Genomic DNA, 23,591 nt, shown 5'->3' with positions numbered 1-23,591 from the left:
TACATTTTACATTGTTATATTAATTTAATCAACATCTTTATTTAAAAATCTGTTTTCTCTCACCTGCATGGATCCGTTGTTATCGGACAGATACGTGTTGATATTCTGGTCAGATGCATTGGTTCCGTCAATGGCAATATTTTTTCTTTTGAAAGCAGGAACAGATTCGAATTCGCTTGTGCTGTCAAAGCTTTGATAGCGTGAATTGAATTCTTTTAATTTATTTCTTCTCTCCGAAATTCTTTCCTGATCAACAGCTTTATTTACAAACGTGAATTCTGACTCAGTGGGTTTTGGCGTTTCAATTTCTGTTTTTTCCTCAAAAGCTGGTTTTGTTTCAGCTTTCGGCTCTTCCTGTCTTGTGTGGAAGATAGCTTCAACTGCCTGAACCGGAATTTCTGTTACTGTACTGGCTGGAGCTGTAAACTCTGCTTTTGGCTGTCCGAAATCTGTTTTAGGCTCATTAGACGAAGGCTGATTATTGACAAAGAAACTGAACTCAACAGGCTTTTCATCTGAGAAAGCACGGGTTGCCGGTGTAGACGGAGCTTCATCTTTTCTGGCATCAAAATCAAATTTAAAAGATTCAATTTCCAGATCATTGGGATCTTCTCCTTCTTCGTCATCATGAGAGAATAAGCTGTAGGATTGTTCCTCTGCTTCTTGTTCATTTCTCCAGCTATTCTGTGTATCTTCCTCTTTATCAAAGAATTTTATTTCGGTTTTAATTTCTTCTTCTTTAATAATCATTTTTTTTTCAGAAGAAGTCATACCGAATTGTGGAGCATCACTGTCTTCATCATCCAGCCTGAACGTGTGTTTTCCTCCGAAATCGCGAGTTGTTTCAGAAGTAGCATCTCTTTCTTCCCTTGTTTTAAAAGGAGAGGCTTTCGGAGTCTCTAAACTGTCGTTAAGGCTAATTCTGATTTTTTCAGTAGGCCCGGCGAATCTTTTGCTGTCATTTGAAAAACCTGTGGCGATAACAAGAACGCTTACAGAATCTCCTAATTCCTCATCTGCACCCACCCCGAAGATAATATCAGCGGTATTTCCAGCTTCTTTCTGGATATGGTCCATAATTACCCCGATCTCATCCATGGTTACTTCTTCTGCACCACTTCTGATCAGTAGAAGAACGTTTTTAGCCCCTGTGATCTTGTTGTCATTCAACAACGGAGAATCCAGTGCTTTTTTAACCGCTTCTTCTGCTTTGTTTTCTCCTGAAGCAATTCCTGTAGACATCAAAGCCGTACCGGAGTTCTGAAGGACAGATTTAGCATCTCTAAAGTCAATGTTTACATCAAAGTAACCGGTAATAACTTCTGCCATTCCTTTTGCGGCATTGGTTAAAACTTCATCGGCTTTTGAGAATCCCTGCTTGAAGCCAAGGTTTCCGAATTGCTGTCTTAGTTTATCATTATTGATCACAATCAGTGAGTCAACATTATTTCTTAATTTTTCCAGACCTATTTCGGCCTGCTCAAGTCTTCTTTTGCCTTCAAAGCTGAAAGGAACAGTAACGATACCTACCGTTAGAATTCCCATATCTTTGGCTACTTTGGCAATAACCGGAGCGGCTCCGGTACCTGTACCGCCACCCATTCCGGCTGTAATGAACACCATTTTGGTATTCTGGCCCATGGATGCTTTGATCTCTTCAATGCTTTCAATAGCGGATTTTTCCCCAACTTCAGGATCTGCTCCGGCACCAAGACCTTCGGTGATGGTGGTCCCCAGCTGTACTTTGTTAGCAACAGGGTTATTGTCTAAAGTCTGGGCATCGGTATTACAGACCACGAAATCTACTCCGTAAATACCTTTCTCGTACATGTGCTTCAGGGCGTTGTTTCCGCCGCCTCCTACACCGATTACTTTTATAATGGATGAATTTCCTTTTGGCAAATCAAATGAAAATCCTTGTGTACCTATATTTTCCATAACTATGCTTTTTATAATTGATGATTGACGAATGATAACTGATGAGTGATAAATGGCGCCGGTAATAAACTGTGCATTTTATTTATCAATTATCAATGATCTTCTATCATTTATATTTTACTCTACTTCTTCAAAGAATTTTTTAACTTTTTCCATAAGCGACTGCCCGAAAGTCAGTTTCGCTCTTCTGTTTTCCTGCTGCTCACTAACAACGGACTGTTCCTGAGCTATTGCTGTCGGCTGAGCCTGTTGCACTGTCTCTGTTTGTGAAGGAACAGTTTCAGCTTTGGCCAATTCCTCTTCAACAAGCTCTTCTGTTTCTGATCCCTGTTTTTTGTCGCGGATCTTTAAGCTTTCCATCAGCAAGCCGATTGATGTAGCAAATTCCGGGCCTTTCAGGTACTGGTTTTTATCGTTAGCAATATATTCATTGGCAAAACCGATTCTGCTGTCAAAACCTGTTGTATAATTGGCAAGCTGACGAAGATGCTTTAAGTTGGATCCACCTCCTGTAAGGACAATCCCTGCAATCAGCTTTTTCTTTTGTTCAAATGCCCCGTAAGCTTTTAATTCTGTATTCACCATTTCCAGGATCTCTTCTACTCTGGCATTGATGATCTGCGCCAGGGTTTTAAGAGAGATTTCCTTATCCGGTCTTCCGTGAAGCCCGGGAATAGTGACAAATGTACTGTCTTTTTCTAATTCCGGAACAGCAGAACCGAATTTTACTTTCAATTGTTCTGCATGTTTTTCTATAATGGAGCAGCCTTCTTTGATATCTTCCGTAATAATTCCGCCTCCGTAAGGAATTACGCAGGTATGACGGATGATATTGTCTTTGAAGATGGCAATATCTGTGGTACCACCTCCGATGTCTACAATGGCAACACCGGCTTCTTTTTCTTCTTTGGTTAAAACGGCTTCTGAAGACGCCAAAGGTTCCAGGGTAAGGGCTTCCATTTCCAGGCCGGCCTCTCTTACACATCTTGCGATGTTTCTGATGCTGCCCATTTGTCCTACCACTACGTGGAAATTAGCTTCTAAACGTTTTCCGTGCATTCCTACCGGCTCCTGAATTTCGCCTTCGGAATCCACTTTATATTCCTGTGGAAGAACATGGATAATTTCTTCTCCGGGAAGCATCACAAGCTTTTTTACCTGGTCTTTCAGTGCTTCGATGTCGTCATCTGTAATAAATTTATCCGGATGCTCACGCATGATATAGTCGGAATGCTGCAGAGAACGGATGTGTTTTCCTGCAATACCTACTGTCACTTTACGGATGGGAACTCCTGCGCTGGACTGTGCTTCAGAAACGGCGGCCTTGATTGAATTAATGGTCTGTGAGATATTATTCACAATTCCTTTATGAACTCCAAGACTTTTGGCCTTTCCAACCCCGAGAACTTCTATCTTCCCGTGCGCATTCCTCCTTCCGACAATCGCGACAATCTTCGTTGTCCCGATGTCCAGACCTACTGAATACTCTTGATTTTCCATTTTATGTCGATTTGATTTTTTTTCTACTTTTCCTTGTTTTCAATCCGGGGTTTATTCCGGTTTTATGCTAATTGTCCATCAGGACTTTTTTATTCTATTTTTACTTTTGCCTTAGGCTTTGTGGTCGCTGGTTTTTTCTCTGTTTTTTTAGTTTCCTTTGGTTTGACTGTAGTCTTTGGCTTTGCTTTTTCTTTCGGTTTAGCTGAAGGCGTTTTTGTTTTCTTTGTTTCTGCAGATTTAGGAAGAATATCAGGCTTTTTAACCGCTGCCAGAGCCGGGGCCTTCGCCAGTTCCATATTCCCTGCTTTCAGAATACTGTCGTTTTCTTTAAAATAAGGATTTAAAGTGGTTACAATCTGGTTCTGATATTTTACAGAGACCATGCTGTACTTTTGAGGATCCTGAAATACAAGATATTTTTCCACAAATGTTTTCAGACCTTTTACTTTAAATTCAATATTGTCCAGATCTCCTATTTCCACTTTATAATTTCCGTCACTGGTCAGGAGGTTATAATCGTCTTTGCTTTTTGAAATTCCGATAAAGAATTTTTTGCTGAAATCGTCTTTATCAATTTTCTCAACCAGCTCGGCCAGTTTCTGATATTCATCCGGTTTCACATTTCCGGTTACCAGCATGCATGGATGCGAGTAGGTTTTGGAAATAGGGAATTCTGTTCCTTTTTCATCTACATAGAAGTCTTTTCCGTCTTTATTCAGCCTGAAAACAGGAACTCTCTGCTTGATATCGAGGTATAATTTTCCGTTCAGGTTTAAATAGACATTGGCACTGTCTACGGCCGGAAGTGAATTGATCTTCTTTTCAAGTGTCGGAATATTCAAATCTCCCACTTTTCCGGAAGGGTTTTCTTTTTTTACAATTTCCCGGATATCTTTTTCATCAATGAAGTATACGGGTGTTTTTTCATTCATTTTTACAGAAATCTTATTGTCCGTAATCTTCTGGCCGCTGAATCTCTTTAATGAGAAACTCAGCAGTAATCCGAGGATGATCACTGTGACAGCAATTTTTAATATTCTGTATTTATTTTTCATATATTTTGTACAATGTAAAAAGTACAGTGTACTATTGTATTCTAATTAGTTACTTTATTAATGATCTCTGTACTTTTTACATTGTACTTTGTACAGAAGAATTTATCCATTCACAAATAGGATCATACAGGGTATCAATATTTCCTGCGCCTACAGTGAGAAGGATATCAAAATCTTTTTCTTTTATTTTTTCAAAAGCACCGGACAAGTCCGATTTCTCTTTTTTATCTAAATTTACTTTTTCCAACAGCCAGTCAGAAGTTATTCCTTCAAAATTCTCCTGAAGCTCTCTTGCGGGGTAAATATCGAGAAGGATTAGTTCGTCTGCTTTCCCTAAGCTTTCTGCAAATCCGTCAGCGAAATCTCTTGTTCTGCTGAAAAGATGAGGCTGAAAGACCACCAACAGCTTTTTATCCGGGTAAAAGGTTTTGATTGAGCTCACTACCGCATTGATTTCTGTTGGGTGATGTGCATAATCATCGATATAAATTTTACCGTTAGGATAAATATGCTTGGTATATCTTCTTTTAATTCCTTTAAAATTGGCAATAGCCCTTTTCAGCGTTTCAAAATCTACGCCTAAATTGTGAAGGATTGCCAATGCTGCTGTAGCATTTTCCACATTATGGATTCCAGGGATTTCCCATACGAAATCTTTAATGGTTTCAGAAGGGGTATGGAAATCAAAATAGATCTTATCATGCTCCATGCGGAGATTATCGGAATAATAATCTGCCACCTCATTAACAGCATAGGTTTTATGGTCTCTGCCAATATCCAGCCCTTTTCTTACAAAAAGCTGTTTGTCATTCGGAACTAATGCAGCAAACTGTTTAAACCCTTCTTCGATATGGCTTTTATCACCATAAATATCCAGATGGTCTGCATCGGTAGAGGTTACTACTGCCCAGTCCGGGGAAAGGTTTAGAAAGCTTCTGTCATATTCATCTGCTTCTACTACGGAATACTGTGTACCATTATACAGAAAATTTGATTTGAAATTCTCAGAAATACCACCTAAAAAGCATGAAAACGGAAGATCGGCTTCTTTACACAGGTGAGAAACCAATGTAGAAGTAGTTGTTTTTCCGTGGGTTCCTGCTACAGCAATACAATCTGTATTTTCTGTGATCAGGCCTAAAACCTTGGCCCGTTTTAAAACTTCAAACTGATTTTGGTTGAAATAATCTAATATTCCCAATGTTTTAATGGCGGGAGTATAGATTACCAGAGTGTTTTCTTTTTGAAGTGTGGTTATTTTTTCGTCAATGGTATCTTCAAAAACAATATCAATTCCTTCTTTCATCAACAGGTCAGTAAGCTTGGTATTCGTTTTGTCGTAACCCAGCACTTTTTTACCGGAAGCATTGAAATAGCGTGCCAAAGCACTCATTCCTATACCTCCGATTCCTACGAAGTAATAATTTTGATATGTTTCTAATATGTTCATTCTTTTTGTATTAATGTATGGTGTAAAATGTATTCATGTATGTTTCGTCGTTAATACATTTTACTTTTTACAGTTTTAAATATCTCATCTACAATCTCTTTTGCGGCATTGGGCTTGGCAAAATATTCCAGATTGTGAGACATTTCATTTCTTATACTTTCACTGCTGCAGATCTCTTCCAGTGTATTCCAGAATTTTTCCTGCATTTCAGAGTCTTTTACCATTCTTGCTGCATTTTTTTCAACCAGATTCATGGCATTTTTGGTTTGGTGGTCTTCCGCTGCAAACGGAAATGGCACCAGAAGAACCGGCTTTTTAGCTACTGCCAGCTCTGAAATAGCAATGGCTCCGGCTCTTGAAACAATAATGTCGGCTGCAGAGTAGGCCAGCTCCATATCTTTGATGAATTCAAGGATCTGGATGTTTCTGCTGTTGATGCCTTTTGTTTCTTCTACAATATCTTTATAATCAAGCTTTCCTGTCTGCCAGATGAGCTGATAATCTTTTTTGATTACTTCATTTAAATGGGATCTCCAGGCATTGTTCAGTGTTCTGGATCCTAAAGAACCACCTACTGAAAGGATGGTAAGCTTATCTTTGCTCAGTCCCATTTTTTCTTTTGCCAAATTGGTCTCTGCCATTCCTGTAATGATATTCTCACGAATAGGGTTGCCCAGGAATTTTATTTTTTCAGAAGGAAAGCCTTCCACTTTTGGATAAGCTGTGAAAACTGCTTTAGCTTTTTTACTTAAGATTTTATTGGTTACCCCTGCATGGGCGTTCTGCTCCTGAATAAAGATTGGAATTCCCAGTTTACTGGCCTCATATAAAGCTGGTCCGCTTGCAAAACCTCCAGTTCCGACCGCAAAATCGGGAGCGAAATTCTTAATGATTTTCTTCGATTTAGATAGGCTTTTCAAAATTTTGAAAGGCAGTCCTAAATTTGATAAAATATTTCCTCTGTCGATTCCGGCAATATCAATGCCTTCGATTTTATAGCCTGCCTGTGGAACTTTTTCCATTTCCATTTTTCCGTTGGCTCCGATGAACAAAAATTCCGTATCAGGAAATCTTCTTCTGATTTCATCTGCAATAGCGATAGCCGGGAAGATGTGCCCTCCTGTTCCGCCTCCGGATAATACTACTTTTAGTTTTTTGTTCATTTTTATTGTCTTATTGGTACCGTTTGTTTTGAGTTAAGCGATATCATTAATTTCTGCTACACTTTGTTTTTTGCCCATTCCTTCTTCATCGTATATCTGGATTCTTGAGCTTATATTTAAAATAATTCCAAGCTGGAGATAGGTTACCAACATGGAGGTTCCTCCATAACTTATTAATGGTAATGGCTGTCCTGTTACCGGGATCAGATTAACGGCTACTGCAATATTAACAGAAAGCTGTATGAAGATCATCACCCCGAGACTGAGCACGAGGAGCGAGCCAAAAAAGGCGGGCATCTTGCTGGCAATCATCACAATTCTGATCATCATAATAAGATAGAGACAGATCAGGAAAGCGGCACCAATAAGCCCATATTCCTCTACAATCACGGCAAAAATAAAGTCGGAGGCGGACTGTGGAAGCATCTGCTTCAATGCACTTTTCCCAGGTCCCATTCCGGTAATTCCACCATGGACAATAGCGGCTTTGGCCTGCATGACCTGGTAGTTTTTGGCTTTTACGCTTTCATCATCTACATCAGCTGTTTTTGCTTTGCTGGAGGTAAATGTTTCGATACGGCTCATCCAGGTATGCACACGGTTACCGCCGATAAGGTTGGTATTTAATGCAATAATCAGGAAGAGAACAATGGCTACAAATGAGGAAGATATGAAGCCTGCAATGTATTTCCAGTGAAGCTGTCCTATAATCAGAACAATAACAGAAACCAGCAGGATCATCAATGCTGTGGAACCGTTGTCTTTTGCCACTAAAACAAATACCAACAGGATAGGTCCGAATATGTACATAATGTTCTCAATCGGAAGTCTTTCCCTGGTTATTTTCTTGGTCAGATACCTGCAGAGATAAATGACGAGCATTAAAAAGGCAAATGACGACGGCTGGAATGAGATCGGTGTGCCGGGAATTTTGAGCCATCTTGAAGCACTGGCCCCATCAATGGTTTGTCCTGTAAACATGGTGACAACGAGAAGCACAATCATTAAGCCGAGCAGGATACTGCTGAGCTTACCGATGTACTCATATTTTACCATTCCAACGACTCTCATGATCACCAGACCCAGAACTACAAAGAACATATGTTTGATAACGTGGCCTGTAGTGGTCCCGTTATTAACGATATATTCCAGATTTGAACTTGCAGAATATACCGGGAAAATAGAGAAAATGGAGATCACAAGGATGACCATCCAAAGTACTTTATCGCCCTTTAGCAGTTCTATTCTGTTTTCTGTGTTCTGTTCGTCCATATTTTTTGTATTCATGTAAAATGGATGTTGTACAATGTACTTTTTACATCCGCCATTTTACTTTTTACATTTACTTTAATACCTGCTCTTTAAACTGTTTTCCTCTGTCTTCATAGCTTTTGAAGAGGTCAAAACTTGCGCAGCATGGGGAAAGCAGAACGGTATCTCCGCTTTTTGCCAGTGATTTTGATATTTTCACGGCTTCTTCCATACTTGAAGTATCATAGATAAATTCTTTTTTGTCTTTAAAGAAGTTTATGATCTTCGTATTGTCTATTCCCAAGCAGACAATTGCTTTTACTTTTCTTTTAACGAGATCCTCAATTTCCGAGTAATCGTTTCCTTTATCTAAACCTCCTACGATCCAAACGGTTGGAGTTTTCATGCTTTCTAAAGCATAGTAGGTAGCGTTTACATTTGTTGCCTTACTGTCGTTGATGTATTTTACACCATTGGTTTCTGTTACGAATTCAAGTCTGTGCTCTACTGCCTGGAAGGTCATCAATGAATTTCTAATGCTTTCATTATTGATTTCCAATATTTTACCGGCTATTGAGGCTGCCAGGCTATTGGCAACATTGTGATTTCCAAGAAGGGAAAGCTTATCAAGCTTCATTGAGAACTCATCCTTCATTTTTATCACGATCTGATCGTCATCAACGAAACCTCCTTCAGACAATTTTTCTTTTGTGGAGAAGGGAATCATTTTCGCTTTTATTTCCAGCTTTTCAAGGATGTTTTTGCTCATCTCGTCATCTTTGTTGTAGATGAAGAAATTATCATTTTCCTGGTTCTCAGCAATTCTGAATTTAGCTAAAGCATATTCTTCATAATTGTAGTTGTACTGATCCAGGTGATCCTGGGACAGGTTCAACAGCAGGGAAATATAAGGTCTGAAGTTTTGAATATCATCCAGTTGGAAAGAACTTACTTCCAGAACATAATATTCATGATTCTCATCGGCCACCTGCTTTGCAAAGCTGTATCCTATGTTTCCTCCCAGCCCTACATTCAGTCCGTCATTTTTCAGGATGTAGTAGATCAGGGAAGTTGTTGTTGTTTTTCCGTTGCTTCCTGTAATGGCAATGATTTTGGCATCAGTAAATTCTGAAGCAAATTCAATTTCAGAGGAAAGTCTTATTCCTTTTTCATGAATTTTGTGAACAATATCCGCCTTTTTGGGAATTCCCGGGCTTTTTACGATCCAGTCGGCATTTAAAATTCTATCTTCGTTGTGGTTTCCTTCTTCAAATTCAATTTCATTTTCGGCTAAAAACTGCTTGTAGTTATCCTTAATAGCTCCTTTGTCTGAAAGAAAAACTTCCAGACCTTGTTTTTTCGCTAAATAAGCAGCTCCGCACCCGCTCTCTCCACCTCCTAAAACAACTATTTTCATATTTATTTTTTTGTAAAAAGTAAAAAGTATTAATGTAATTTGGTTTTATTTTTAATACTCTTACTTTGATAAATTTATCTCATTTTTAATGTGATCAGACATACAATAGCCAGCATTACACCGATGATGATCATTCTGTTTACGATCTTACTTTCATGGAAACCACCTTTCTGATAATGGTGATGTAATGGTGACATTCTAAAAAATCTGTTATTCTGGGCATATTCCAGCCCGTATTTTCTTTTTCTGTATTTGAAAACAACAACCTGCAGCATGACAGACACGTTTTCAATCAGGAAGATCCCGCATAATACCGGAATCAGGAGTTCTTTTCTTAAAATAATGGCTAAAACAGCAATTACCCCTCCAAGCATCAGACTTCCTGTATCGCCCATAAAAACTTGTGCCGGGTAGGTGTTGTACCAGAAGAAACCTATTACGGCACCCACCATAGCTACTGCAAAAATGGTGGTTTCACCCATATTCGGGAGGAACATAATATTAAGGTAATCTGCAAAAATAATGTTCCCGGAAAGATAAGCGAACAGCGCGAGGGTGAGCAGTATGATGGCACTGGTTCCTGCTGCAAGCCCGTCTATTCCGTCTGTAATATTAGCTCCGTTTGATACGGCAGTTACAATGAAAATAACAATTGGGATAAAGACAATCCATGCCCACTCATGGGCATCTTTATCATTCATCCAGAACAGTATTCCACTGTAATCGAACTCGTTGTTTTTTGCAAACGGAACAGTAGAAACAGTAATCTTTTCTGTAGGCATAAAGTTTTGCTCTACATTGTTTCTGTTCACTACTTTAGCATCCGCATATTTTCTTTTGACGGTAATGTCCGGGTGGAAATACATTGTAATTCCGACAATTAGCCCTAATCCGACCTGGCCTACAATTTTAAATTTTCCGCTCAGACCGTCTTTATTTTTCTTGATCTTTTTTAAATAATCATCTACGAAACCTATAGCTCCCATCCATAACATGGAAACAAGAAGCAAAACAATATACACATTGGTAATCCTCGTAAAAAGCAGCACCGGAATAATGGTTGCAATGATAATAATAAGTCCTCCCATAGTAGGAGTCCCTTCTTTCTGCTTTTGTCCATCCAATCCAAGGTCACGCACCAATTCACCCATCTGTTTTGATCTCAGATAATTGATAATTCTCTTCCCGTAGACTAAGGCAATAATGAGAGAAAACAGCACGGCAATACCTGCACGGAAAGAAATGTATTTCAGCATTCCCAATCCCGGTATGTGGATTCCCTGACTGGTTAGATATTCGTATAGATAGTATAGCATGTCTTTTCTTTAATTTAAAAATTTAATTTATTTAAAGATTTAAGGAAGAGGTCTCTCCATATTTTCACTTAAATACTTAATAAAGTTTGAAATATTAGAAGAAACTTCCCGTGAAAGATTAATAATTTCTTCTGCTTTATTTTCATCTCCTAATTTTAATCTTTTACTCACAATTATCATACTTCTAACTTCGGCACAACTGCCTTTTGCAATTTTTAAATACTTAATAAATTGTCTGTTATTGTTATATTCTGAGCCTTCTGCAATATTATTGGATATTGAAAATCCGGCTCTTTTTATTTGGTTACTAAATTCAAATTCTCTTTCTAAATTTTCACTTTTGAGAAATAAATAAACTTTTTCAATTAAATCTAAGCTCTTGATGTAAACCGGGAAATTTTCAAAATTTTTAGTCATCATCAAAATTTTTTAATCCTTTAAATAATTTAAATCTTTTAATCTTATTTTTATTTGCTCATTAACTTCCAAAGTTCGTTGATCGTTTCTTTGTCGTCAAAATGATGTTTCACACCATTAATGTCCTGATAGTTTTCATGCCCTTTTCCGGCTACTAACACTATATCTCTTGGTTCTGCGAACCTGATTGCCATTTTTATAGCCTCTTTTCTGTCCGGAATTGAAGTGTATTTGCTGAAGTTCTGAGGTTCAACGCCTGCTTCAATTTCTTTGATGATCTGGGCGGGATCTTCGGTTCTGGGATTATCTGAAGTGATGATTGCCAGTGTTGATTTTTTAGTGGCAATATTTCCCATTTCAGGCCTTTTGGAGTGATCTCTATCACCTCCACACCCGAAAACGGTGATCAGCCTTTCATTTTTCGTTCTGATATCGTTGATGCTTTCCAAAATATTTTCTAATGCATCCGGCGTGTGCGCATAATCAACAATGAAGAAAATTCCGCCATCTGATTTGAATGTTTCAAACCTTCCGGAAACTCTTTTCAGTTTGCTGATTGCCTGCAAAATTTCATCCTGCTCAAAACCAAGTTCGGAAGCAATTCCGAAAACCAGCAGTAGATTATAAATGTTGAATTTTCCTGTCAGTGTAGTCCAGAATTCCTTTCCGTTAAAGTTCAGCAGCATTCCATTGAAATCTATTTCTAAAGATTTTCCGTGGTAATCTGCCATGGTTTTCATAGCGTAAGACTTTTTCTTTGCCTTTGTATTCTGAAGCATCACCATCCCGTTTTTATCATCCACATTGGTGATGGCTATGGCTGTATCTTCCAGTTCGTCAAAAAATCTTTTCTTTGTTTTCAGATATTCATCGAACGTTTTATGATAGTCTAAATGATCATGAGTAAGGTTGGTGAAACCAGCCACTTTAAAATGTAAACCTTCGATTCTGTTTTGAGCAATTCCGTGAGAACTTACTTCCATAAAAGCAAATTCGCAGCCTTCTTCAACAGCCTGGGCTAAAATTTTATTAATGGTAATAACATCCGGAGTTGTATGCGTTGCCGGGATAATTTTTTCGCCGATTCTGATTTCCACTGTAGAAAGCAGTGCAGAATCGTACCCCAGGTTTTTGAATACATCAAAAAGAAGGGTAGATACAGATGTTTTTCCGTTGGTTCCGGTAACTCCGATCAGTTTAAGCTTTTGTGACGGATTTCCATAAAAATTGGATGCCAAATGTCCCAATGCTTTAGATGAATCTTTCACCTTGATGTAGGTAACGCTTTCATCCATGGTTTCTGGAAACTCTTCACATACAATAGCTTTTGCACCTTTTTCAACAGATGATGCAATGTAAGAGTGTCCGTCTGCAACGGTTCCTCTCACTGCTACATAGAGTGAGTCTTCCGTAACCTTTCTGCTGTCGAAAACCAATTCGGAAACCTCACGGGTATCTTCGCCGTGAATTTCTAAAACTGGGATCCTTTTTAATAATTCTGTTATTATCATTTTATATCTGAGAGGAATTTTTCCTATCCTTTATTAGTAGTCCTTTGAGACTTGTTTCTGTTATTTTAATTCTGCAGAGACAAATAAATTCTCTGGTTTTTGCTGATTATTGTGCCCTCCAGCGGGAACTGTTCTTTAATTCTTCCAACACCTTTATAATCAATTCTGTAACCTAAGTTTTCCAGTTGGGGGATCACATTTTTACCGATGAGGCCTACTACATTAGGCATCTGTTTATTATTAACAGCTACCTTTACATTAGGCTCTACCATTTTACTGAGATTCACCTTTCTGTCTACCAGCATTTCTTTTTCAATATTCTGCGGGGTCTTCAGGAATGTTTTTCCTGCAATTTCTTTAAATACCGGAGCTGAAACGGATCCCCCATAAAAACCTTTTGCGGTATTGGGCTCACTAATCATCACATAGCAGGTATATTTCGGTTGGTCTGCAGGGTAGAAGCCGGCAAATGATGCGCGGTACTTCATTGGGCCCGGCAACCAGTATTCAAATCTTGCGGTACCTGTTTTTCCTGCCATTTTCAGGTTGGGTGTAAAGATGCTTCGTCCCGTTCCTTTTTCTACGGCTTTGGTAAGTGCGCTGGTCATCATTTTAATCGCTTTTTCTGATGCCATTTTGTTCACCATTACTTCGGGCTTCGCACTGTAGACTACTTTTCCTTCTTTCATGATCTTGTCGATGAACAGAGGTTTAAGCATTTTACCGCCGTTAGCAACCCCGTTATAGAAGGTTGTTAGCTGTAACAGGTTGATATTTGATGAATATCCGTAAGAAATTGAAGCCAGTGTTGCGGCATTCCATCTCTTGTTTTGTGGAGTTACGATTTTCGGTTTTGTGATTCCCGGAAGCTCGATATCCATTTTGTCGAATAATTTCCATCTTCTCAGGTGATCAAGAAAGATCTGTGGTTTTTCCGCATAATATTTTGTAATCAATTTTGCGGTTCCCACGTTGCTTGATTTGGCTAAAACATCACTTATATCATAAGTTCCCCCGCCATGACCGTCTGAAATTCTCTGCTTGGCATAAGTCCAGACTCCGCCTCCTACATTTACGGTTGTATTTTCATCAATGAAGCCGTCGTCCATTGCTGCTAAAAGTGAAATGGTTTTAAAGGTTGATCCCGGTTCGATATTGTCTTTTAAAGCATAATTATAAGAATCTTCATATCCTCCTGATTCCATTCTTCTCAGGTTGACAAGAGCCCGTACTTTTCCGGTTTCGGTTTCCATGACGATCACTGTTCCGTGCTTGGCTTCAAAAGTGATCAGCTGTTTCTCTAAAGCAGAGTGGGCAATATCCTGAATTCTAAGGTCTAAAGTGGTGTAAACATCTTCACCGTCCACCGGTTCTTTTACCTTCCAGTAGTCGATGGGCTTCCATTGGGATGAGTTGATCCTTTGCTCCAATCTTTTTCCGTCGGTTCCTGTAAGGTATTTAGAAAAAGCGCCTTCAAGACCGGCTTTCACTTCGCCGTTATCCATACCGATGGTTCCCGCTCCAATTTCTGATGTAGCCAGTTCTCTTTTATAATTTCTGTCGACGATAAAACCGCCTTTATTTTTTCCTTTTTTGAAGATTGGGAAGTTTCTGATCCTGTCGTACTCATCAAAGTCGAGCCCTTTAACTAAAGTATAGTATTGGTTTTTCTTCTTTTTCTGTTCGTCAAATTTCTTTCTGAATTCTCCTCTGGGTTTTCCGAACATTTTGCTCAAAGAATCCGTTAATGCACCGATATTGTTGCTGTAGATAGTATCCTTCATTGTTTTAAAATCAAGATAGATATCATAGCGCATTACGGTTGTTGCCAGAATGGATCCGTCTGAAGCGAACAGGTTTCCGCGGGCAGCCTTAAGAGTAGCTTCGCGGTAATTTTTATTAATGTAATCGTCCTTAATTTCCTGAACATTAGTGTTTTGCAGGATCACGATCCTAGCAAGAAACATCACAAATACGCACAAGACTCCTACAGCGAAGAGGTAGCCCCACCTTAACGTTTTTTTACGTTTGTTATCGTATTCATTTTGTTTTTGCATCTGTACTGTCCAGTTTGATTAGCAATTTATGAGGATGGTTTTCCAAAGTCATCAGTGAGTCTTTTGCTACTTCCTTCCCCAGTTGGGATTCCATTTTTACTTTGATCAGCTTACTCTGGGCGTAAGCGTTTCTTGATTTATATTCTTCAGTTTCTTCTTTTAATGCATTGACAATTTTGATCTTCTTGTTGACGAGGTGATTGCTATAAATCATCGCCATCATGAGGATGAACAACAGCAAAAAATACCTGTAATGAGTTTTGATCTCATCACGGTTCAGAAAGTTTCCTTTTATAATGTCTATAAAAGTGAGCTTCTTCTGAGGGCGATTTGTTGTTCGTTTTGCCAATTTGTTTATGTCAATTTGTTTGCAGTGAATCCGCTTTGCCTGTCAATGGTCAATTTCTTATGAATCTTTATTCACTTTTCACAATTGACAATTCACTTATTTGCCATTCACTTTTACACTTTAATTCCGGTTCTCATTTTTGCACTTCTTGCTCTTGAGTTTTCTTCAATCTCCTTGTCATCCGGGATGATCGCTTTACTTTTAAGCAATTCGAATACCTTTTTATAGTTTCCGTAGATGTCTCTCTGCTGCTCTCCTTCAAACATTCCGTTTTTAAGGAATCTTTTTACCAGACGGTCTTCTAATGAATGGTAAGAAATCACGACAAGTCTTCCTCCGGGTTTTAAAATATTCAGAGACTGAACAAGCATTTCTTTCAGGGCTTCAAGCTCCTGGTTAACTTCTATTCTTATTGCCTGAAAAAGCTGTGCATAGAATTTATTAACCTTATGGGGCGGAAGGTAGCTGAAAAGTTTTTTCAGGTCTTCGGTCGTCGTGATGGTTTTCGTTTTTCTGTGATGAACAATATCTCTTGCCAGCTTTCTTGCTTCTCTCAATTCACCGTAATGATAAAAAATATCGGCAAGCTCAGTTTCCTCATATTCATTGATTACTCTCTTGGCATCAAGATTCTGCATCACGTTCATTCTCATGTCCAGAGGAGCGTTGTTTCTGGTAGAAAAACCTCTTTCTGCCTCATCAAACTGATGGGATGAAACACCAAGGTCTGCCAATACTCCGTCTATCTGGGAAATACCATACATCAGCATAGAGTTTTCCAAAAACCTGAAATTCTGATTCACCAGTGTAAATCTGGGATCGTCAATTGTATTTTTAAGAGCATCCAGATCCTGATCAAAACTGAAAAGTTTTCCTTTTTCTGAAAGTCTGCTCAAAATTTCTCTTGAATGGCCTCCTCCTCCAAAAGTGCAGTCCACGTATATTCCGTCAGGATTCGTCACCAAATCATCAACGCTCTGCTTCAATAAAACGGGGTTGTGGTACATACTTAATTGTGTTTTTACTTGCTTTTTACTGCAAGTGTGGTTTATTCTTCATCGAAAGAGCCCATTACATCTTCGGCCAGGCTTGCAAAATCAGCTTCATTGGTAGAAATCACCTTTTCATAGGCTTCTTTATCCCAAATTTCAAAAAGCTCTCCTGCGCTGGTAATGACAGTATCTTTCTGAAGGTTTGCAAAATGAACCAGATCTTTTGAGATCTGAAGTCTTCCCGCATTGTCCAACTCTACTGTTTTTACCCCTGCCGTAAACATTCGAATGAAATCAGCATTCTTTTTAATGAATCTGTTTAGCTTATTAATTTTGCCCATCAGTTTGTCCCATGCATTCATAGGATAGACTTCGAGGCAAGGTTGGAACACAGATCTCTTGACTACAAATGCCTTATCGTCGAAGTTTTCCATCTGTTTGATCAGGGAGGAGGGAACTTTTAAACGGCCTTTGTCGTCAATTTTACACTCATATGTTCCAATGAAACTTTTCATTTGGGACAAATTTATATAATAATTTCCAAAATTTCCCACTTTTTCCCACTTTTTGACTTAATGTTAATAAGTTTTATTAAAGATTCAATTTGAAACGGGTAAGTAATTGATATGTTGTTTGTTGTAAAATATGTTATTTAGGCCATAGTAAAGAGGTTCTGAAAAAAGTAAAGAAAAAGGATGATATTATATTATTTTTAGTTTAAATTAGGGTAATCAAAATTTTTTTGAGGTTTAATTTGTATTTTTGCAGAGCTTTATTAAGGCATTTTATGATATTTAGTACAAAAAAAGAAAAGAAATATACTTTTGTAGAGGCGGGAGAAGGACATCCATTGGTGCTGTTGCACGGTTTAATGGGTGGTTTGAGTAATTTCGATAAGATGGTAGATTTTTTTTCGGAAAAGGGATTCAAGGTATATGTTCCTCAGTTGCCTATCTATGATTTACCGGTACTCAATACTAATCTTACCACTATTGCCAAATATATTATCAAGTTTATAGAAAGTCATATTTCCGGACCTGTTACTATTGTAGGAAACTCTATGGGAGGACATGTGGGACTTATTCTGACTCTGGCAAGGCCGGACCTGGTGAAAAATCTTGTATTAACAGGAAGCTCTGGATTGTATGAAAGAACTTTCGGAGACAGTTTCCCAAGAAAAAACGACCGTTCCTACATAAGGAAGAAAACGGAAGAGGTTTTCTATGATCCTGCTATCGCCACAGAAGATCTTGTAGACGAGGTTTTTTCTGTAGTAAATGACAGAATGAAAGGAATAAAAACAGTAATGCTGGCAAGAAGCGCTATTAAACATAATATGCTGAACGACCTTCCTAAGATTTTAACCCCTACGTGTTTGATCTGGGGGAGACAGGATAATGTAACACCTCCTGAAGTGGCTGAAGATATGCATAAGTTTATTCCAAATTCAGATCTCTTCTGGATCGAGAAATGCGGACATGCTGCGATGATGGAGAAGCCGGACGAATTCAATGAAATTCTCTACAGCTGGTTAAAAGACAAAGTTTAAAACAAATAATAATAAACCATTAAGAGCTTTTCTTAATGGTTTGTTTTTCTAAAATATTCGAGAAATGGTTATTAAAACAGCAAATTTTGTAAAGAGTAGTGGGAAATGGCAGGAATGCCCAGAGCCTACTATGCCTGAATATGCTTTTATCGGAAGGTCTAATGTCGGAAAATCATCACTGATTAATGCGATGATGAATCACAAGGATCTGGCAAAAACTTCCGGAACTCCGGGAAAAACTCAGCTGATCAATCATTTTTTAGTAAATGAAGACTGGTATCTGACGGATTTACCGGGTTATGGATATGCAAAGGTTTCAAAATCTATAAGAAAGGATTTTGAAAAGCTGATTACCAATTATATTCTGAACAGAAGAAACCTGGTGAACCTTTTCGTTTTGGTAGATTCACGACATACTCCGCAAAAGATAGATCTGGAATTTATCCAGTGGTGCGGGGAAAGCGGGATTCCTTTTTCAATTGTTTTCACGAAAGTTGATAAGCTGAAACCGAATGTTGCAATACAAAATGTAGAAAACTATAAAAACGAGCTGCACAAAACCTGGGATGATTTGCCCGAACTGTATGTAACTTCTGCGGAAAAGAAAACGGGTGGTGATGAGATCCTGGATTTTATTCAGAAAACGAATGAATTCCTGAAAAATAATAATGTAAGTTTTGATGAGTAATATAATCTGGAAGATTAAAACGTTCGACGAGTTTACAGTTCCTGAGCTGTACTCGGTCTTAAAGGCCCGTATTGATGTCTTTGTGATCGAGCAGAACTGTCCTTATCCTGATCTGGATAATTACGATCAGAAGGGAATTCATATCTGGGCTGAAGAAGATGGTCAGATTCTTGCGTACTGCCGTGTTTTTGACAAAGGAATAAAGTATGATGAAACTTCTCTCGGAAGAGTTCTTACAACGGAACAGGCGAGAGGAAAAAACCTGGGGCGACAGCTGATTAAGTATGCTGTAGAAACAATAGAGAACCGTTTCCATACTTCAGAGATTAAAATCTCGGCACAGGATTATTTATTAAGATTTTATTCCGAATTCGGATTTGTAGATACAGGGAAAAAATACCTGGAAGATGATATTCCACATACGGAAATGATAAGAAAATAGAAAAGCGAAGAGAAATCTTCGCTTTTTTTGAAATACGATGAGTGTATTTTTTATGATTCACCTGTAATGGCTTTTATAATAATAGGTTCTAAATTGGAAGGTAAATCGGCTGATTTTATCTGATATTTTTTAATTTTCATTTCTTTAAACCAATTTTCCCAGTATTCTTTGATAACGGCTTCCTCAAATGGATTCCCTTTTTCAGGATTAATTCCGAGTACAATGACTTCCAGGTTGCTTAAATTATCATTGGCTTTCACGAAACCAAAATTATTCTTCTCAAATGTCGTTTTAAAATCAGACTTTGTTAAATTGTTTGATTTAATAAGCTTTGAGGTTAAATAAGAGGTTTTTGTTTTTTCTGAAAACTTGGAATTTTCATGATACATGTATCCGTCTGTCAGGATAAACAAGATATTCTTGTGATCTTCTTTTACACAATAATCATTGACTTTATTTTTAAAAAATTCCCAGATATCAGAACCTACATATTTTCCGTCTTTAATTGCAGACTGATAAATATTGGTGGGTAATGTAGCATATTTTTTTTCAACGGTATTGAAATAGGCTTTGTTTGTATTTTGATCGAAAGAAACTTTAAGCTCTTTTGTAAAGTCATTGATTTTAGGGTCGGAAGGCTCAGGATTGAAGAAGACCTGCATCTGATCATTATACGTGATGATTCTTTTTGTTTTGATATGGTTCAGAAATCCTTTTTCGATTGCTTTAATATATTCTATATCCCTTTGGAAATATTCCATTGTTGGATTCGGGTTTATTTGGGGATCAATCCGGTCGGATAAATCAATCAGAATACTGACATTGATATTGTTAGAGTCAACTTTAGAAGAAGTTGTACCAGGTGGGAGATCTTTGGGTTCTTTTTTACAACAGCAGACCAAAGAAATGATTAATAATAAATACAATATTTTTTTCATGACAAGTGACTTATAATGCAGATAAATAAACTAAATTTTGATTATCAGAGTTAGCTCCTACATCTTTCAGATTGGTGTTGTAGGTGTCGATACAGCTGTCTATCATGGTTTGCTTTTCCGTTTTTGAAACAGCTATTTTTTCACCGATATAGGTAATCCAGCCCTGAACATATTCCGAAGCGTAGAGTTTGTAATCTTTGGTAGGAATAATCACTCCGTCAATGATGTTTTGAAGTTCTTCAATTCTTCCGCGTGTTTTTATGATGAGTTCTTTAGTCGTTCCGATACTGACAAGGATTTCTTCAATTTCTTTTTTAAGAACATTAATTTTTTCCATCAGGAAGAGCACATTTTTCTGTCTGATCTCCTGTTCGTTTTTAATTTTATCTTTCTCCCGGTGTTCCTTCATCACAAAATCGAAAACCAGTCCCCAAATAATGTAAACAATGAATCCCGCGAAAATAATTCCCCAAAACTGATTTTTGGTAAAAGCGATTTTAAGATTGAATGGGGGAGAATCGAAGGTTTTGTTTAGTTCATATAATTTAGACTCAATTTCGTATGCCAAAATAGCATCGAAGATGAAGGTGATGAGGAATAACAGTCCCAGTTTGATATAATTGAGTCTGGTTTTGTTTTCTCCAAACATATGAATTAAAAAACCAAGACCTAAGAAAACAGATGGAATCAGGGTGACAAAAGCCCCTTCTATTGCCCCTTCATTCCATGCTTTGCTGAACGCCTGTGCATCTAATACACTTTGAATCACCGTGCTTTTAGCATCAAAACTTTTAAAAAACGCCGAATAGGAAGTTGAAATATAAAATGTAAGCAGGTACAAACTGATGGGAACAAGAAGAATGGCACCGATCCAGAATTTTGTGGAAGCCCCTTTTGTTGCTTTTACATTGTGCTTTTCCGGATTTCTGGGTAAATCGTTGATCTCCACTTTTAAACTTTCAATTTTATTTTGATGATTCTCAATTTCATTATTTTTATTGTTAAATTGTTCTTCTTTGGTTTCCAGTGAAACGGTCAATGCTTTAATCTCTGTTTCTCTGTTTTTTTGTTCATTAATATAAGATTCTTTGAGCTTTTGCTGTTTTTCCACCATTTCTTTTTCCTCATTCTGGAATTTGGAGTAAACGGCATCCAGGCAAATGAAGAGCGTTGTATGGTTTCCATTATTTCTGGAACTGTCTCTATAGCCGGATTCATGGTAGGTTCGCTTTCTGCTTTCCTCAGGAGATTCTGCATTGGAATCAATTTCCGGTATGGGAGATTCTTCTTTTGACGCTTCAATGGGAATTGATTTTAATTTGAATAAATTTTTAATATTAGTGGTCATGATCAGTTAGTTTTTTAGTTCGTATAAAATATCTGTTTTATTTTTTCCGGTTTTTACAGAGGTTATCAGATAATCGACAATCGCTTTTACGTTTTCTTGAAGGAACCCAAACATCAGAACATATTTTTCCATTGCAGAATATTCATTCGGGGAAACTACTCCATCTGCCCAGATCATTACAGTGAGGTCATAGAGATAGTCTACTTTTTCTTCAATGGTCTGGGGAACGAGTGATTTAAAATTGATAGGATTTAAAAGGATTTCGTCCAGGTTTTTAGGGGATATTCCTCTTTCTTCCGCACATTTATAAAGCATTTTCAGTTCCAGGGTACTGAAATCATCATCACAGATGGCCATCTGGTAGAGTCTTAAAAAATGTGCTTTAAGGTTTTCGGTAATTTGAATATGTTCCATGGTTGGATTAGTTTTCTCTTGGTTTTTTAGGATTAATAATGACATCCCGGGAATGGAGCCTCGGCTGGGTAGGGTGTGCTATCGTTTCTTCCGTAGCTTCTGTGATTTCTTTCTTTTTTTCTTCCGGTTTTTCAACAAAAGCGATCAGCAGAAAGAGGATCCCGGTTATGATATCCATAGGAATCCAGATATTTTTTCTGTACAGATAAATAGGAAAAACAGGGTTGAAAAGGATAAGGATGAAGAGGAAAATCAGACTGAAATAATATTGCTTAAAACGGACTGCATTATACAAAACAAGTAAAGCACCCATGGAAATGAGAATTCTCAAAATAGTATAATATTCTATAGGAAGTCTGAAAATAGCTAGGAAACAACAGACCGCGCATAAGGTAAGAAAAGGTTTCATGGGATTAAGTTTTAAAATCCGGTCTTGAGATTATATTTGTAATTAAAATTATCTTCAGACATAAAAATGAAAATGAAAAAATCAATCAGTGCAATAAATGCGGGAATGAATGTCCAAAAGAATAGCAAATACAATAATCCTAATTTATTTTGTGCTAAATAAAATCTATGAATGCCTAGGCCGCCTAAAAAGAAAGCAAGCATTGCAGCAGTAAATTTTGATTTCATATGGCTAAACTCTTGATAATATTTCGTTCTTTTTACTTTCAAATTCTTCGACAGAAATGATTCCGTTATCCATTAATCCTTTCAGTTTTTGTAAAACAGCAAAAGGATCTTCAGCTTCTATAAGCTGTGTAACAGTTTGCGGAGTTTGAAAAGGTTGTGCTATTATCGGGGTGGCATTATTTACTGTAACTCCACCTGCTGAGGCTCTTCTGACCTCAAGATCTTTTTCTCTTCTTACACCTCTCATCTTCTCTTCAATTTCCTGGGCAAACTGGTAAAGTTTTCTGGCTTGGGCTTTTGGCAGATAATCCATCATATTGGTATAATTGCCTATGGTTTTCATTGTAAAAGTGGCCCCTAAAATTCCTTCTTTAATATGACAATCTGCAATATCTACCCAATTATAATCCTGAAAGTCCATGGATAATCCAAAGTTTTTAGGTCTGCAGAAGATAATTCTTCTGTTGGTAAGTGCGATACAGTCTGGAGAAAAATTGATAGCAGGTTTTTTTTGAACAGCAATATATTCTACAAACTCCTGAGATGTTATAAGATCATTGATTCTCTCTAAAAGCTTTTCAACGGCTTTTGGATCTTGTTCTTCGTTTAAAAATTTCTTTAAATTCATGATGTTTTGTTTTTCAAATTATTTTACATCTTTGTAATAGACATATCCTACTTTTCCGCTTTTTTTCACCTGCACTTTATACCAGGAATCCTGTTTGGATAACTGTTTTAATTCAGTGTTTTTTGGAACGGTCTCTATTACTTTAGACTTTAGAAAAGGCTTTTCATAGATCTTGGTTATTGCAATCCCTGCAAAATACCGGTTGTTGGTATTGATGTTGATTTCATCAATCCGGATTTTCGGAGAATTATAAGATTTACTTTTTTTAGTGTAATGCGAATCCGGAGAGGCTTTAGATTTCTTTTTACTGGAAGATGATTTCTTTCCATAAGAGCCACCACTGCATACGCCGCAGCTTCCTCCGGAAGAGCAATGAGCGCAACCTGTACAGTTGGAGCAGGCACTGCATGATGCAGAACCGGTACATCTTCTGCCATGGTGTAGGCTTTTGGAGCCGGAAAGACTGAAAGAATCAGCAGTCAATATACCAATGCTTAGGATGAGTATAGAGATGAGTGTTTTCATGGATATT

24 protein-coding genes are annotated in these 23,591 nt (G+C 37.7%); 3 read left to right on the top strand and 21 right to left on the bottom strand.

Features of this window, described 5'->3' with window-relative positions; genetic code table 11:
• Positions 1–24: 24 nt before the first annotated feature.
• The 14 genes from ftsZ to mraZ all read right to left on the bottom strand — a co-directional run bounded on the left by ftsZ (position 25) and on the right by mraZ (position 16,931).
• Positions 25–1,938 (bottom strand): cell division protein FtsZ, encoded by a 1,914-nt coding sequence (gene ftsZ / locus DRF61_RS02750; RefSeq protein ID WP_111953829.1) that lies wholly within the window; start codon positions 1,936–1,938, stop codon positions 25–27.
• 117 nt (positions 1,939–2,055) lie between these two features.
• Positions 2,056–3,438 (bottom strand): cell division protein FtsA, encoded by a 1,383-nt coding sequence (gene ftsA, locus DRF61_RS02745; RefSeq protein WP_111953827.1) that lies wholly within the window; start codon positions 3,436–3,438, stop codon positions 2,056–2,058.
• A gap of 89 nt (positions 3,439–3,527) precedes the next feature.
• The gene (locus DRF61_RS02740; protein WP_111953825.1) at positions 3,528–4,493 is read right to left on the bottom strand and encodes a cell division protein FtsQ/DivIB; all 966 of its coding nucleotides are present in this window, start codon (positions 4,491–4,493) and stop codon (positions 3,528–3,530) included.
• A 76-nt stretch (positions 4,494–4,569) separates the two neighbouring features.
• Entirely contained in the window at positions 4,570–5,943 is a 1,374-nt protein-coding gene (gene murC, locus DRF61_RS02735; RefSeq protein WP_111953823.1) for a UDP-N-acetylmuramate--L-alanine ligase, read from the bottom strand.
• Positions 5,944–5,993: 50 nt separating this feature from the next.
• Entirely contained in the window at positions 5,994–7,106 is a 1,113-nt protein-coding gene (gene murG, locus DRF61_RS02730) for an undecaprenyldiphospho-muramoylpentapeptide beta-N-acetylglucosaminyltransferase (protein WP_111953821.1), read from the bottom strand.
• Between the two features lie 33 nt (positions 7,107–7,139).
• Positions 7,140–8,393: an FtsW/RodA/SpoVE family cell cycle protein gene (locus DRF61_RS02725; protein WP_228452616.1), complete on the bottom strand. Its 1,254-nt coding sequence runs from the start codon at positions 8,391–8,393 to the stop codon at positions 7,140–7,142.
• Positions 8,394–8,448: 55 nt separating this feature from the next.
• Positions 8,449–9,774 carry a UDP-N-acetylmuramoyl-L-alanine--D-glutamate ligase gene (gene murD / locus DRF61_RS02720; protein ID WP_111953819.1) on the bottom strand — a complete coding sequence of 442 codons (1,326 nt, stop codon included), beginning with the start codon at positions 9,772–9,774 and terminating at the stop codon, positions 8,449–8,451.
• 74 nt (positions 9,775–9,848) lie between these two features.
• Positions 9,849–11,090 carry a phospho-N-acetylmuramoyl-pentapeptide-transferase gene (gene mraY, locus DRF61_RS02715; protein WP_111953817.1) on the bottom strand — a complete coding sequence of 414 codons (1,242 nt, stop codon included), beginning with the start codon at positions 11,088–11,090 and terminating at the stop codon, positions 9,849–9,851.
• Positions 11,091–11,129: 39 nt separating this feature from the next.
• On the bottom strand, positions 11,130–11,510 hold the full coding sequence (locus DRF61_RS02710; protein ID WP_228452614.1) for a four helix bundle protein: 381 nt from the start codon (positions 11,508–11,510) through the stop codon (positions 11,130–11,132).
• A 47-nt stretch (positions 11,511–11,557) separates the two neighbouring features.
• On the bottom strand, positions 11,558–13,018 hold the full coding sequence (locus DRF61_RS02705; protein WP_111953813.1) for a UDP-N-acetylmuramoyl-L-alanyl-D-glutamate--2,6-diaminopimelate ligase: 1,461 nt from the start codon (positions 13,016–13,018) through the stop codon (positions 11,558–11,560).
• 65 nt (positions 13,019–13,083) lie between these two features.
• The gene (locus DRF61_RS02700) at positions 13,084–15,075 is read right to left on the bottom strand and encodes a penicillin-binding transpeptidase domain-containing protein (protein ID WP_111953811.1); all 1,992 of its coding nucleotides are present in this window, start codon (positions 15,073–15,075) and stop codon (positions 13,084–13,086) included.
• Positions 15,059–15,424, bottom strand: coding sequence for an FtsL-like putative cell division protein (locus DRF61_RS02695; protein WP_111953809.1), 366 nt, complete (start codon positions 15,422–15,424; stop codon positions 15,059–15,061). The genes DRF61_RS02700 and DRF61_RS02695 overlap by 17 nt, the downstream gene beginning before the upstream one ends.
• A 113-nt stretch (positions 15,425–15,537) precedes the next feature.
• On the bottom strand, positions 15,538–16,431 hold the full coding sequence (gene rsmH / locus DRF61_RS02690) for a 16S rRNA (cytosine(1402)-N(4))-methyltransferase RsmH (RefSeq protein WP_111953807.1): 894 nt from the start codon (positions 16,429–16,431) through the stop codon (positions 15,538–15,540).
• A gap of 41 nt (positions 16,432–16,472) precedes the next feature.
• Entirely contained in the window at positions 16,473–16,931 is a 459-nt protein-coding gene (gene mraZ / locus DRF61_RS02685) for a division/cell wall cluster transcriptional repressor MraZ (RefSeq protein ID WP_048501622.1), read from the bottom strand.
• A 272-nt stretch (positions 16,932–17,203) separates the two neighbouring features.
• Between mraZ and DRF61_RS02680 the strand changes: the two genes are divergently transcribed.
• The 3 genes from DRF61_RS02680 to DRF61_RS02670 all read left to right on the top strand — a co-directional run bounded on the left by DRF61_RS02680 (position 17,204) and on the right by DRF61_RS02670 (position 19,095).
• On the top strand, positions 17,204–17,965 hold the full coding sequence (locus DRF61_RS02680) for an alpha/beta fold hydrolase (RefSeq protein ID WP_111953805.1): 762 nt from the start codon (positions 17,204–17,206) through the stop codon (positions 17,963–17,965).
• 64 nt (positions 17,966–18,029) lie between these two features.
• Positions 18,030–18,653, top strand: a complete 624-nt coding sequence (gene yihA / locus DRF61_RS02675; RefSeq protein WP_111953803.1) for a ribosome biogenesis GTP-binding protein YihA/YsxC — start codon at positions 18,030–18,032, stop codon at positions 18,651–18,653.
• A complete protein-coding gene (locus DRF61_RS02670; RefSeq protein ID WP_111953801.1) occupies positions 18,646–19,095 on the top strand; it encodes a GNAT family N-acetyltransferase in 450 nt (149 codons plus the stop codon). Before yihA ends, DRF61_RS02670 begins: the two co-directional genes overlap by 8 nt.
• 50 nt (positions 19,096–19,145) lie before the next feature.
• Here DRF61_RS02670 and DRF61_RS02665 read toward each other — a convergent pair whose 3' ends face one another.
• The 7 genes from DRF61_RS02665 to DRF61_RS02635 are packed head-to-tail and all read right to left on the bottom strand — an operon-like array spanning position 19,146 to position 23,584.
• The gene (locus DRF61_RS02665) at positions 19,146–20,033 is read right to left on the bottom strand and encodes a hypothetical protein (protein WP_111953799.1); all 888 of its coding nucleotides are present in this window, start codon (positions 20,031–20,033) and stop codon (positions 19,146–19,148) included.
• 10 nt (positions 20,034–20,043) lie between these two features.
• The gene (locus DRF61_RS02660; RefSeq protein WP_111953797.1) at positions 20,044–21,381 is read right to left on the bottom strand and encodes a coiled-coil domain-containing protein; all 1,338 of its coding nucleotides are present in this window, start codon (positions 21,379–21,381) and stop codon (positions 20,044–20,046) included.
• 6 nt (positions 21,382–21,387) lie between these two features.
• A complete protein-coding gene (locus DRF61_RS02655; RefSeq protein ID WP_111953795.1) occupies positions 21,388–21,795 on the bottom strand; it encodes a hypothetical protein in 408 nt (135 codons plus the stop codon).
• Positions 21,796–21,802: 7 nt separating this feature from the next.
• A complete protein-coding gene (locus DRF61_RS02650; RefSeq protein ID WP_146897034.1) occupies positions 21,803–22,204 on the bottom strand; it encodes a DUF6804 family protein in 402 nt (133 codons plus the stop codon).
• A gap of 11 nt (positions 22,205–22,215) precedes the next feature.
• Complete coding sequence (locus tag DRF61_RS02645) at positions 22,216–22,431, bottom strand: TM2 domain-containing protein (protein WP_111953791.1); 216 nt, start codon at positions 22,429–22,431, stop codon at positions 22,216–22,218.
• A gap of 4 nt (positions 22,432–22,435) precedes the next feature.
• The gene (locus DRF61_RS02640) at positions 22,436–23,059 is read right to left on the bottom strand and encodes a PH domain-containing protein (protein ID WP_111953789.1); all 624 of its coding nucleotides are present in this window, start codon (positions 23,057–23,059) and stop codon (positions 22,436–22,438) included.
• Positions 23,060–23,077: 18 nt separating this feature from the next.
• Entirely contained in the window at positions 23,078–23,584 is a 507-nt protein-coding gene (locus DRF61_RS02635) for an SH3 domain-containing protein (protein ID WP_111953787.1), read from the bottom strand.
• Between the last annotated feature and the right edge of the window lie 7 nt (positions 23,585–23,591).

This window comes from Chryseobacterium lathyri (assembly GCF_003290185.1).
In the GTDB taxonomy this organism is placed as follows: domain Bacteria; phylum Bacteroidota; class Bacteroidia; order Flavobacteriales; family Weeksellaceae; genus Chryseobacterium; species Chryseobacterium lathyri.
The sequence above is the reverse complement of the archived record's forward strand: the minus strand, read 5'-3'. Positions and strand labels throughout refer to the sequence as shown.

What these genes read in the sequence shown, in the direction of transcription:
- ftsZ (WP_111953829.1), bottom strand. Translation starts at nt 1,938, where the DNA reads ATGGAAAATATAGGTACACAAGGATTTTCATTTGATTTGCCAAAAGGA.
- ftsA (WP_111953827.1), bottom strand. Translation starts at nt 3,438, where the DNA reads ATGGAAAATCAAGAGTATTCAGTAGGTCTGGACATCGGGACAACGAAG.
- DRF61_RS02740 (WP_111953825.1), bottom strand. Translation starts at nt 4,493, where the DNA reads ATGAAAAATAAATACAGAATATTAAAAATTGCTGTCACAGTGATCATC.
- murC (WP_111953823.1), bottom strand. Translation starts at nt 5,943, where the DNA reads ATGAACATATTAGAAACATATCAAAATTATTACTTCGTAGGAATCGGA.
- murG (WP_111953821.1), bottom strand. Translation starts at nt 7,106, where the DNA reads ATGAACAAAAAACTAAAAGTAGTATTATCCGGAGGCGGAACAGGAGGG.
- DRF61_RS02725 (WP_228452616.1), bottom strand. Translation starts at nt 8,393, where the DNA reads ATGAATACAAAAAATATGGACGAACAGAACACAGAAAACAGAATAGAA.
- murD (WP_111953819.1), bottom strand. Translation starts at nt 9,774, where the DNA reads ATGAAAATAGTTGTTTTAGGAGGTGGAGAGAGCGGGTGCGGAGCTGCT.
- mraY (WP_111953817.1), bottom strand. Translation starts at nt 11,090, where the DNA reads ATGCTATACTATCTATACGAATATCTAACCAGTCAGGGAATCCACATA.
- DRF61_RS02710 (WP_228452614.1), bottom strand. Translation starts at nt 11,510, where the DNA reads ATGATGACTAAAAATTTTGAAAATTTCCCGGTTTACATCAAGAGCTTA.
- DRF61_RS02705 (WP_111953813.1), bottom strand. Translation starts at nt 13,018, where the DNA reads ATGATAATAACAGAATTATTAAAAAGGATCCCAGTTTTAGAAATTCAC.
- DRF61_RS02700 (WP_111953811.1), bottom strand. Translation starts at nt 15,075, where the DNA reads ATGCAAAAACAAAATGAATACGATAACAAACGTAAAAAAACGTTAAGG.
- rsmH (WP_111953807.1), bottom strand. Translation starts at nt 16,431, where the DNA reads ATGTACCACAACCCCGTTTTATTGAAGCAGAGCGTTGATGATTTGGTG.
- mraZ (WP_048501622.1), bottom strand. Translation starts at nt 16,931, where the DNA reads ATGAAAAGTTTCATTGGAACATATGAGTGTAAAATTGACGACAAAGGC.
- DRF61_RS02680 (WP_111953805.1), top strand. Translation starts at nt 17,204, where the DNA reads ATGATATTTAGTACAAAAAAAGAAAAGAAATATACTTTTGTAGAGGCG.
- yihA (WP_111953803.1), top strand. Translation starts at nt 18,030, where the DNA reads ATGGTTATTAAAACAGCAAATTTTGTAAAGAGTAGTGGGAAATGGCAG.
- DRF61_RS02670 (WP_111953801.1), top strand. Translation starts at nt 18,646, where the DNA reads ATGAGTAATATAATCTGGAAGATTAAAACGTTCGACGAGTTTACAGTT.
- DRF61_RS02665 (WP_111953799.1), bottom strand. Translation starts at nt 20,033, where the DNA reads ATGAAAAAAATATTGTATTTATTATTAATCATTTCTTTGGTCTGCTGT.
- DRF61_RS02660 (WP_111953797.1), bottom strand. Translation starts at nt 21,381, where the DNA reads ATGACCACTAATATTAAAAATTTATTCAAATTAAAATCAATTCCCATT.
- DRF61_RS02655 (WP_111953795.1), bottom strand. Translation starts at nt 21,795, where the DNA reads ATGGAACATATTCAAATTACCGAAAACCTTAAAGCACATTTTTTAAGA.
- DRF61_RS02650 (WP_146897034.1), bottom strand. Translation starts at nt 22,204, where the DNA reads ATGAAACCTTTTCTTACCTTATGCGCGGTCTGTTGTTTCCTAGCTATT.
- DRF61_RS02645 (WP_111953791.1), bottom strand. Translation starts at nt 22,431, where the DNA reads ATGAAATCAAAATTTACTGCTGCAATGCTTGCTTTCTTTTTAGGCGGC.
- DRF61_RS02640 (WP_111953789.1), bottom strand. Translation starts at nt 23,059, where the DNA reads ATGAATTTAAAGAAATTTTTAAACGAAGAACAAGATCCAAAAGCCGTT.
- DRF61_RS02635 (WP_111953787.1), bottom strand. Translation starts at nt 23,584, where the DNA reads ATGAAAACACTCATCTCTATACTCATCCTAAGCATTGGTATATTGACT.